Source organism: Sphingopyxis sp. BSNA05 (genome assembly GCF_013265645.1).
GTDB lineage: Bacteria > Pseudomonadota > Alphaproteobacteria > Sphingomonadales > Sphingomonadaceae > Parasphingorhabdus.
The window spans coordinates 1-8,828 of record NZ_PYIA01000113.1 but is presented as its reverse complement, the minus strand read 5'-3'; the positions used below and the strand labels follow the sequence as shown (position 1 = coordinate 8,828).

Sequence of the window (8,828 nt, the reverse complement as noted above, 5' to 3'; positions counted from 1 at the left end):
CCTGTGGTCCAATCGGTCCGGGGCGACCGTCCGCGCGTCAGCGCCGGCGTCACCTGTTGGACCTTGTGGTCCAATCGGTCCGGGGCGACCGTCAGCGCCGTCAGCGCCGGCGTCACCTTCCGGACCCTGTGGTCCAATCGGTCCGGGGCGACCGTCCGCACCGTCAGCGCCGGCGTCACCTTCCGGACCCTGTGGGCCCTGTGGACCAACAGGACCTTCCGGACCCGGAGGCCCCGGGGGTCCCGGTTCACCGACCTGAGCCATGGCTTCCTGACTGACGGCAGAGCTGGCCAGTGCGACGAGTGCAATGGAAGAACTGTGGAGCAGGATTGCGAGCAATTGCTTGCGCCCCTTGCTGGCTATCGTTGCGTGATTGTTGATCTTCATTTTAATTTCCCCCCGCTGAATTGGTGTTCGATTCGGATTGGAAACTAGCGTGGAGAAAAGGTCGTCGGTATCGCCCGAAAGGGTGGCTGGAAAAACCCGGGTCATCTGTGCGGGAAAGCCGGCAACTCTGACTGCGGTTCAATAGCAGGCTGGACCTCTCGAGTGATGGTGACTATCGCTAGGTCAACCTCACTGCAAACGGAGGTAAAATATTATATTGGTAGAAAACCAACGGGGTTGCGCGAGTTGAATCCAGAGACGAAGGACCTGCTGAAGATCGCGGTAGTCGACGATCACCGTCTGTTTCTGGCCGGCTTCACATTGTTGCTGGAGCAGTTTGACAAACCCTTCGTCGTAACCCCTTTTGAAGAGCCCGTGTCGCTGCTCAAGGCCCTGGATGATGGCGCAAAATTCAATCTGATCATTTGCGATCTGGTCATGCCGAGCATGAACGGCCTCGCTTTTGCACAGGCCTTGCGCGACCAATGTTCTGTTCCGCTTATGATATTGTCCGGCATCAACACTTATCCGCCAATTTCGGAAATGAAGCAGCTAGGGGTCAGCGGGTTCGTGCACAAATCGGCAGAGGATGCGGTTCTGCTGGCGGCCATACAGACGGTATTGGCGGGGAAAACCAGCTTTCCCGACACAGCAGACTCCACAGCAGAAGCACAGGTTTCGCAATTTGGTGATGTCACCGAACCTTATGACGTAGAAAGCGTCCCGGTTCTGACCCAACGTCAGGTGGAAGTCCTGCACTTGATTTCCAACGGCGCCTCAAATGCCGAAATCGCAACCAGCCTGGGGATCAGCGCCAACACAGTGAAAAGCCATTTGCGCCAGATTTTCGATTTGCTGCAGGTCAACAAACGCACCGCCTGCGTCCGTGCCGCCCAGGCATTCGGGCTGATCTAGCTTACCGGTATATCGCGCTCCGGCGGTCGAGAAATGACCCGGTCGAGTATGGCCCATATCTCGTCCGGCTCCACCGGCTTGTGAAGAAACTCGATATCGGTTCCGGCTCGCTCGATGTCGATCTTGCCCATCTGTCCGCTCATCAATATTGCCGGCACGATCTCGTTTATTTCTTCCCGGAGCATTTCGATAAGGTCCAGGCCATGCTGGTCATAGTCCAGTTGCTTGTCGATAATCAGCAACGCCGGAATGGCCGATGTTCTGCTCACCAGTTGCACCGCATCTTTTTGAGTGGCTGCGGATATCACCTGGCAGTTCCAGGTCGACAGCAGCTGGGTCATCGATGTCAGGACCGCCAGATCATCGTCGACAACCACCACCAGCGGCGATTGTTCAAACCGCTGGATCGGGGATTGATAGGGACGTTCCGAAACCCGGTCGCTCGTCCTGATCGGAAGTGTAAATCTGAATCGCGTGCCGGTCCCCAGTTTGGAATCCATCGTCATTCTGATGGCCAATAAACTGCAGAGGCGTTTGACGATCGCCAGGCCCAGGCCCAGCCCTTTGGGGGTGTTGCTACCGTTGGCTTCCAGCTGCACATATTCATCGAATATCCGCTCGAGATTCTTCTCGTGGATACCCGGACCGTTGTCAGAAATCTCTATGATCGCGTGATCTCCGGCATGACGCAGCGAAAATTCGACTTTTCCGCCAGCTGGCACAAATTTCTGGGCATTGGATAATATGTTCCGAATGATGCGGGAGAACAGGACCGGGTCGGTTACCGATTCAATATTTGCAAAATCCGTAACCAGCTCGATTTTGGCATTATTGTCTGAGAGGAATTCTCTCGCCAGCTTTTCGCAAAGATCCGCAATATTCACCATTGTCGGCTTGGCTATGATCGCACCGCTGTCGATGCGGGAAACATCGACAATGCCCTGCAACAATTCCTTCTGCGCTCGCCAGCTGTCCTGTACCTGGTCGAGCAACGCGATCTGGTCCGGACGATCCAGTTTATCCCGCAGCGCCTGCATGAAAAATCCTTGCGACTGCAAGGGCTGCGAAAGGTCATGACCGGTTGCTGCCAAAAAGCGCGTCTTCTCTTCGGTCGCTCTCTGAATGGTTCTGTTTTGCTGGATGACTCTCTCGGTCAGTTCCTCTTTCTGTCGTGCTGAAATCGTGTCCCTGGTTTCGATTTCGACCCGTGCGCTCAAAAACATGGCGAAAGCAAAATAGATCATCATCGCGAAGCCGACCAGACCGAATGGTGCGGGCGCGTTGATCATCAGGTAGGCGCTGAACGGCGGAACCGCGAACAAGGCCAACGCGATATATCCGGGTCGATAGGCCGAACTCGGCAATATGCCGCCCAGCGTTATGCTCGACACCAACAAACAGCCGGTGAAGACGGTATATTCCAGCTGGAAATCAGTCTGGTAAATCGCCACGCCCCCCAGACTATACCCGTCAGAGCGGACACAATCGTATGCCCGACCAGATAAGCGTGGTGGTTTTCCCGGGTTATGCCACCGGGCGCCTTCAGCTTGGCATAGAGAAAGGTAACCACCACCATGGTGGTGCCGCTGGCGAGCCAGAGCGTAGCGGTGTCGGGCCCGCTGACAAAATACATGATCGCGGCGGTATAGGTAATCAGGAACTGGACGATCAGGCAGGAACCGCCGACCCGCTTTTTCAGCATCGTTGCCTGTTCGATCCTGAGCTCGACGAGATCGGCCGCCGATTTTTCGATCAGTTCAGGCAATGGCACTGTCCCGATTTTGCTCCACTATAAAATCCGGTCCGATTCTTAGCACATATAATGCAGTCAGCCGCAACAAGATCGGCAAGGCCGAATAGAAGAACAGGAAGGTGAGCATCGCGTTGGGACCGTCGGCCCCGGTTTTTCGAAGCCGATATAGCCCAACACTGGAAAGGCCAGCCCCATCGGCACGATGAAGGACAGTTTGGATACCGAGTTTTTGACCGCAAGATAGAGGCCGCCAAGGCGATTGTTCCCGTCGCGCTCTTTTTCGTAAACAATATCGGCCAGCATAGATGTCGGCATGATCGCATCAGCGCCGAAAGTGCTGCCTATGATCAGGCTGACGATGATCGCGGCCGTCACATCGCCGCGACCGACAAACGGCACCAGGGCAAGTGCTGTCGCGCACAGCAGAATGGCGGTCATCCAGGATGTTCTTTTGCTGTAACGCTTCGATAAATATATCCAGAGCGGCAGGAAAGCTGCCGATGAAAATAACAATATGCCAAGGAACAGCCCGACCAGTTCGGTCGCGCCGACGATATGGATAACGTAGAGGACCATCAGGCCGGCGACCAGAGAATTGGCGGTCTGCACGATGAGAAAGCTGCCGAGCAGATAGCGGTAGCGCCGGTCGGACAGTACCGATTTCAAAGCCGCGATGGCGGTTAGTCGGGGGCTTTCGATGGCCCTGACCGGGGTCGGTACGAACGACAGAAACAATATCAGGCCGATGAAGCAGAGCGCGATTATCGACCATGCAATCGCGTTCAGTGCTTCGCCGACGGAATATCCAAGAATGAAAGGCAGCGCTGCAGCGAATACGGCCCCGACCACCTGGAATATCGCTTTCGACCCCGCCAGCAGGGAGCGTTCATCGACATGAGGTGACACTTCCAGTCCGATCGATGAATAAGGAACGTCCAATATCGTATAGAATAAAAATAAAGCCCGCTTGCCAGCAACAGATAAGCGGGACCGACGGCGTCCGGCGGCGCGAGGAACAGATAAACAGCGATGCTGAAGCCCAATACTCCGGCGACCATCCAGGGTTTGCGTGGCCCGTACCGGGAGTGCGTCTCGTCGCTCCAGTGGCCGATCAGCGGATCAGTGAAGATATCCAGAAGCCGGCCCAAGACGAATATTGCGCCGACGAGACCCAACCCAAGGCCCATATCGACGGCATAATAAGTTGGCAAATACATGGCCATTGCCAGACCGCCCATCGCCAACGGCGCGGTCAAAACACCGAAGCAGGTGAGCTGCCATACATTGAACCTGCGGATATTGTCATCGCTTGTATGCATTGGCTGGATATATTTACCCCTTTTACGACGGAGCCACGCCCGCCCGGATATCTGGAACCATCTCGGTCATTTAAAGGAGTGGCGCAACCGCCCTTTTGGGTGATGGTTCAGGATGAAGATATTAGCTGATAGTTTGTCGAGCTGTTCCAACACTGCTATTTCAGATCAAACTGATCATCACACTTTGCATAGGTTGAGCGTCTCTATCGCCTTGTATGTAACGCTCGTTTGCCTTTGGAGCCCCGTGTCATGCCAATTCTTGGGCATCTCGTAACGATCCGCCCGTCTTGCTCACAATCCGCGCCGAGCGCGTAATAAACGGCCGGCATTTTGAGTGCGAAGAGCAGCCGGATAAATTTAGATCAGCATATCCTATGGGATCGGTCGACTATGCTTAGTGTCGCTAAGCGTTCCCCCACGTTCAGTTCCAATGATTGGACCGAAACTCGATTTGCCCCACAAGCGGCGGTATATTCAGGAGCTTCTTTGTAAACAGCCGCGATCTTTTTCGGATCAGAGCTTGTCGCTTGAGTTGCGTATTTCACTGCGACCATTTCAAGCTCCATATCTAGGCCAGGTGCCATGCGCCCTGCTACGGATTTATCCGGATTTTTTAGCGTTATACGGAGCTTTATAGATAATTTTGCTGGATTTCCCAAACTGACGCGTCGGCGCCACCAGCAGGTTTGGCCCCGCCGATAGACACTCATGTCCGACTGGCCGATGCGGGGAAGCTGGGCGCTTGACTGGAAAATGTGCACATGAAGGTGCACAGGCAGGTGCACAATCTGGGATTGTGGTTTCTCAACCGCATGTTGGGACGTCCTCAAAGTCGAGGAAAATTGCGGTTTCTGCTTGGGAAAGATAATCAATTGGTCGGGACGAGAGGATTCGAACCTCCGACCCCCACACCCCCAGTTGATAAATGCGTGATATTTACTGGGACGGTTTGGTATGATTTGGGACTATAATTGCAATAAAATCAAAAAGATAGCTTGATTTTGACGTTCCCGTTTTGTACTCATTGATCCCGGTAGATTTCATCATTTTGCACTTACATTGCACTTACAGAAAAAGTGCGTGTGTTGAGATAGAAAGGAAATGGCCGTGCAAACTGCACTTACACAGGCTGTCATAGACCGTGCCAAATTGGCTAAAAGACCTTATGAAATTAGAGATAGCCGTTTGAATGGTTTTCTGGTTCGGGTGCAACCTTCGGGCGTAAAATCATTCTACTGCGAATATGATCGCGGCAAGCGCTGGCGGCTAGGACGCGCAGACTCCATGGCCGTTGGACAAGCAAGAAATCAGGCTAAACGAATCATTTCTCAGTATCATTCCGGTATTGATCCGATGGATGAGAAAAATCAAACGCCAGAGCAATCACGCTCGGTGAGTTTATCGATCTATTTTCCAACCTTGGGCTCAATCTCATCAAAAGGCACATGAGCAAAATATCAAGCGGATCCGAACCGTGTTCAAAGATTTTCTGAAAAGTAAAATGGATGATATCAATGTTATTGATCTGGAGCGGTGGAGAGCTAGCCGAATTGCTGTGGGAAACAAAACAACAACCACCAATCGCGACATCGCATCCATAAAAGCAGTCTTTAACCGAGCTGTCGATTTTGAGATCATTGAACAAAATCCAATCGCCAAAGTGAAGAAGGCAAGAGAGGATACCAGGCCGCGTGTTCGCTATCTCAATGATGAAGAACTGAAGTTGCTGCTCGAATCGTTAGATCGCCGCGAGGAACGCAGGTGCGGTGAACGGGACAGTGCAAACCGGTGGCGAAGTGAACGCGGCTATCGCCGACTTCCTGACTTTAAGAAGTGCGCGTTCACAGATCACCTCAAGCCAATGATCATACTTTCGCTGCACACCGGTATGCGGCGAGGGGAGGTATTCGATCTTAAGTGGCAGCATGTCGATTTTACCGTGAGATCAATTGCTGTTGTTGGTGAAACGGCGAAGTCAGGAAAAACGAGACATATTCCCATGAACCGCACTTGCTTGGAAGTTCTTGGCCGTTGGCAGAAACAATGCGCAAAATCATCGGGCAGGGTATTTCAAAATGCTGATGGAATGCGTTTTAACAATGTGAAAAATCGTGGACAGCAATCTTAGAACAAGCGGGAATTGTCAATTTTCGTTGGCATGACATGCGGCATCATTTTGCGTCCCGCTTGGCTATGGCGGGAGTGGATTTGAACGCTATCAGAGAGCTGTTGGGTCATAGCGATTACGAAATGACTTTGCGCTATGCGCATCTTGCTCCCGAGCATAAGAGAAAAGCTGTTGAACTGCTTGATTAGCAAATTCAATTATTCAATTTTTGACACCAATCCAGTCCACTTCAATCCCGTCAACACCGGATTGAACGCCTTCAATGATCACTTGGGTGCCGTCCTTTGGGGTTTTCACGTCCAAAAAGTTTAACCGCCAAACATTTTCATCTGCGCATTGAAGCAAATAGTGGCGTTCGCCTTTGATGAGTTTACCGGTTAGCCGAAGGCGGTTTGAGTTTGAATGGTTCATGATCAAGTGTTCTCTGTCCTACAGCCCCGATTCTGTCCAGCGCGCAAGGACCTTCTTTACGTAATTCCGTGTTTCCTGGTATCGGGGAATGCCATTGGCTTTCAGCACGGCGTTAGGTCCGGCATTATATGCCGCCAGCGCTAGGTGAATCCCCCCAAACTTATCCAGCATTTGCTTGAGATACCGTGCTCCCCCGTCAATATTGGCGGAAGGATCGAACCGGTTCTCAACCCCAAGGTCTAATGCGGTTCCAGGCATCAACTGCGTAAGACCGCCAGCACCAGCAGAACTAACAGCCATAGGATTGTACCGCGATTCCTGCCAAATTAGAGCGTCGAGCAACCCAAAGGGTAGGGCGTGTTTTTTTCGGCTGCCCGGATGGAGGTTAGGTAAATAAACCGCCTTGACGAGGCTGATCGGCTTAGTCCTGTAAGCTTTCTTGGTTGTAGATTGGTTTTAGTACCTTCATGATTTGTCGGTGCTCCAGTCACGGGCTTTAGCTGATTTTCCGGTTGCCAAATTCCATGCTGGAACAACCGAAACGTGGGTTTTCACTTGCGTGTTGATCCAGAGCTTCCCGTTCAGTGGGGGCATTGCTTTCTTGTAAACTCACATCCTGCGCCCATGTCACGCTTGAACACATCGCTATTGTAAGCAGTCCCATTGATAGCTTCTTTGCCAAAATTCATCTCCATCTTGTATCGAATCGGATGAGAACATAAATAGAACATATAGCTGTAGGAAAGTGTTTTCTTACGTGTTGAAGAGGGGAGGCTGCCGGGAAGGGGAGAACTGGCGCAGATGCAAGGAACTCCTCGATGTCCCGTAACGTCCTGACTAATCCCACATCATCCCTCGAGAATACTGCCAGACAGATTTGTGAAAAATTTTCAGGCTATTGGAAAAATGACAAAGGAATGTGCTGCTGCCCGGCACATGATGATAATACGCCGTCGCTTGGTGTCAGTATCGGCCGAAACGCGATTCTCTTTCACTGTTTTGCGGGGTGTCCGCAGAAAGAGGTGCTTGCGGGTTTGAGCGCCAAGGTGTGCCCGCGCGCAGTCTGTTCAGCGGAAGCTCCATTCCAATTCCCGCAACAAGTCCCAAAGAGATAAAGCCGAGCGCCAATGCACAGCGACTCTGGCGGCAGGCTCAGCGCCTGCAAGGAACTATTGCCCGGACTTATCTCAAAAAGCGCCTGATTAGTATTACTTCTCCAGAATTGCGCTTCCTCGAACGCACGCCGCTTGGTCCCAAGAGCCATGTCCGCTTTCTACCAGCGATGCTGGCATCGGTGCGCACCGATGCGCATATTATGGCCATTCACCGTACATTCCTGCTTCCCGATGGTTCAGGCCAGTCTGATTTCATAAAACCCAAACGCGCACTCGGATCCCTCGGGACCGGGGCTGTGCGCCTTTTTCCACCCAAAGATGGTGTTCTGGGATTGGCAGAAGGCACAGAAAGCGCCATGTCCGCGACGCAGCTGACCGGCATCCCGACCTGGGCAACATTGGGCAATGAGCGCTTTGGGATCGTTACCATCCCGGAAAGCGTGAAGCAGCTTTATCTCTTCGTGGATCATGACGCTGGCGGCGACCTTGCCGAAGCCAAGGCCCGTGAACATTTTCAGATGCCCGGCCGGTCCATTATAGCGCGCCGGCCTAGCCGGCGCGGCGATGACTGGAATAATGAGTTGTTTCGAGCAAACGCAGCTTCCACCTAACCCGGTCCACCTGTGATCCAGAGGAAAGGGGGCTTTTCGCTGTTTGTGCACGAGAAGGCCGTCTGAGGTCTGTCCGTGCCTAACGGAGGAAAACCATCATGACTCTACAAAACGCACAGTTGCAACTTGACGATACACAGGATCTGGCCAGCGAAATAATAATCAAAGCCGCTCACGAAATAGCAGGTC

At 52.7% G+C, this 8,828-nt stretch carries 11 protein-coding genes and 1 pseudogene; 5 read left to right on the top strand and 7 right to left on the bottom strand.

The genetic code is table 11. The features are described 5' to 3' along the window. Positions 1-387: pseudogene (locus C8024_RS13900) on the bottom strand (hypothetical protein); the annotation flags it as partial. Between the two features lie 237 nt (positions 388-624). Between C8024_RS13900 and C8024_RS13895 the strand changes: the two are divergent. Then, complete coding sequence (locus C8024_RS13895) at positions 625-1,302, top strand: response regulator transcription factor (RefSeq protein WP_217272207.1); 678 nt, start codon at positions 625-627, stop codon at positions 1,300-1,302. Here the strand turns inward: C8024_RS13895 and C8024_RS23560 are convergent. The 4 genes from C8024_RS23560 to C8024_RS23555 all read right to left on the bottom strand — a co-directional run bounded on the left by C8024_RS23560 (position 1,299) and on the right by C8024_RS23555 (position 4,374). Then, the gene (locus C8024_RS23560) at positions 1,299-2,693 is read right to left on the bottom strand and encodes a hybrid sensor histidine kinase/response regulator (protein WP_173206218.1); all 1,395 of its coding nucleotides are present in this window, start codon (positions 2,691-2,693) and stop codon (positions 1,299-1,301) included. The two genes, C8024_RS13895 and C8024_RS23560, sit on opposite strands and share 4 nt — an antisense overlap. Then, the gene (locus C8024_RS13885; protein WP_173206215.1) at positions 2,681-3,067 is read right to left on the bottom strand and encodes a hypothetical protein; all 387 of its coding nucleotides are present in this window, start codon (positions 3,065-3,067) and stop codon (positions 2,681-2,683) included. The genes C8024_RS23560 and C8024_RS13885 overlap by 13 nt, the downstream gene beginning before the upstream one ends. A 63-nt stretch (positions 3,068-3,130) precedes the next feature. Beyond that, positions 3,131-3,904: an MFS transporter gene (locus C8024_RS13880; protein WP_367947349.1), complete on the bottom strand. Its 774-nt coding sequence runs from the start codon at positions 3,902-3,904 to the stop codon at positions 3,131-3,133. Further along, on the bottom strand, positions 3,838-4,374 hold the full coding sequence (locus tag C8024_RS23555) for an MFS transporter (RefSeq protein ID WP_367947348.1): 537 nt from the start codon (positions 4,372-4,374) through the stop codon (positions 3,838-3,840). Before C8024_RS23555 ends, C8024_RS13880 begins: the two co-directional genes overlap by 67 nt. Before the next feature lie 1,107 nt (positions 4,375-5,481). On the opposite strand from C8024_RS23555, the gene C8024_RS13870 reads away from it, so the two are divergent. Genes C8024_RS13870 through C8024_RS23550 form a run of 3 tightly spaced genes read left to right on the top strand, consistent with a single transcriptional unit; the run spans position 5,482 to position 6,690 of the window. Continuing rightward, positions 5,482-5,823 carry an Arm DNA-binding domain-containing protein gene (locus C8024_RS13870; protein ID WP_173206206.1) on the top strand — a complete coding sequence of 114 codons (342 nt, stop codon included), beginning with the start codon at positions 5,482-5,484 and terminating at the stop codon, positions 5,821-5,823. A gap of 25 nt (positions 5,824-5,848) precedes the next feature. Next, positions 5,849-6,502 (top strand): site-specific integrase, encoded by a 654-nt coding sequence (locus C8024_RS13865; protein ID WP_173206203.1) that lies wholly within the window; start codon positions 5,849-5,851, stop codon positions 6,500-6,502. After that, positions 6,496-6,690 carry a tyrosine-type recombinase/integrase gene (locus C8024_RS23550; protein WP_173206228.1) on the top strand — a complete coding sequence of 65 codons (195 nt, stop codon included), beginning with the start codon at positions 6,496-6,498 and terminating at the stop codon, positions 6,688-6,690. Before C8024_RS13865 ends, C8024_RS23550 begins: the two co-directional genes overlap by 7 nt. Before the next feature lie 13 nt (positions 6,691-6,703). On the opposite strand, the gene C8024_RS13855 is transcribed toward C8024_RS23550, so the two are convergent. Beyond that, on the bottom strand, positions 6,704-6,913 hold the full coding sequence (locus C8024_RS13855; RefSeq protein ID WP_123906201.1) for a DUF5818 domain-containing protein: 210 nt from the start codon (positions 6,911-6,913) through the stop codon (positions 6,704-6,706). Positions 6,914-6,931: 18 nt separating this feature from the next. Next, positions 6,932-7,255 carry a lytic transglycosylase domain-containing protein gene (locus C8024_RS13850; protein WP_217272206.1) on the bottom strand — a complete coding sequence of 108 codons (324 nt, stop codon included), beginning with the start codon at positions 7,253-7,255 and terminating at the stop codon, positions 6,932-6,934. Positions 7,256-7,961: 706 nt separating this feature from the next. Between C8024_RS13850 and C8024_RS13845 the strand changes: the two genes are divergently transcribed. Continuing rightward, the gene (locus C8024_RS13845) at positions 7,962-8,639 is read left to right on the top strand and encodes a toprim domain-containing protein (protein WP_367947347.1); all 678 of its coding nucleotides are present in this window, start codon (positions 7,962-7,964) and stop codon (positions 8,637-8,639) included. Positions 8,640-8,828: the final 189 nt, after the last annotated feature.

Coding starts and splice junctions, on each gene's coding strand:
- C8024_RS23555 (WP_367947348.1), bottom strand. CDS start 4,374: ATGCATACAAGCGATGACAATATCCGCAGGTTCAATGTATGGCAGCTC.
- C8024_RS13855 (WP_123906201.1), bottom strand. CDS start 6,913: ATGAACCATTCAAACTCAAACCGCCTTCGGCTAACCGGTAAACTCATC.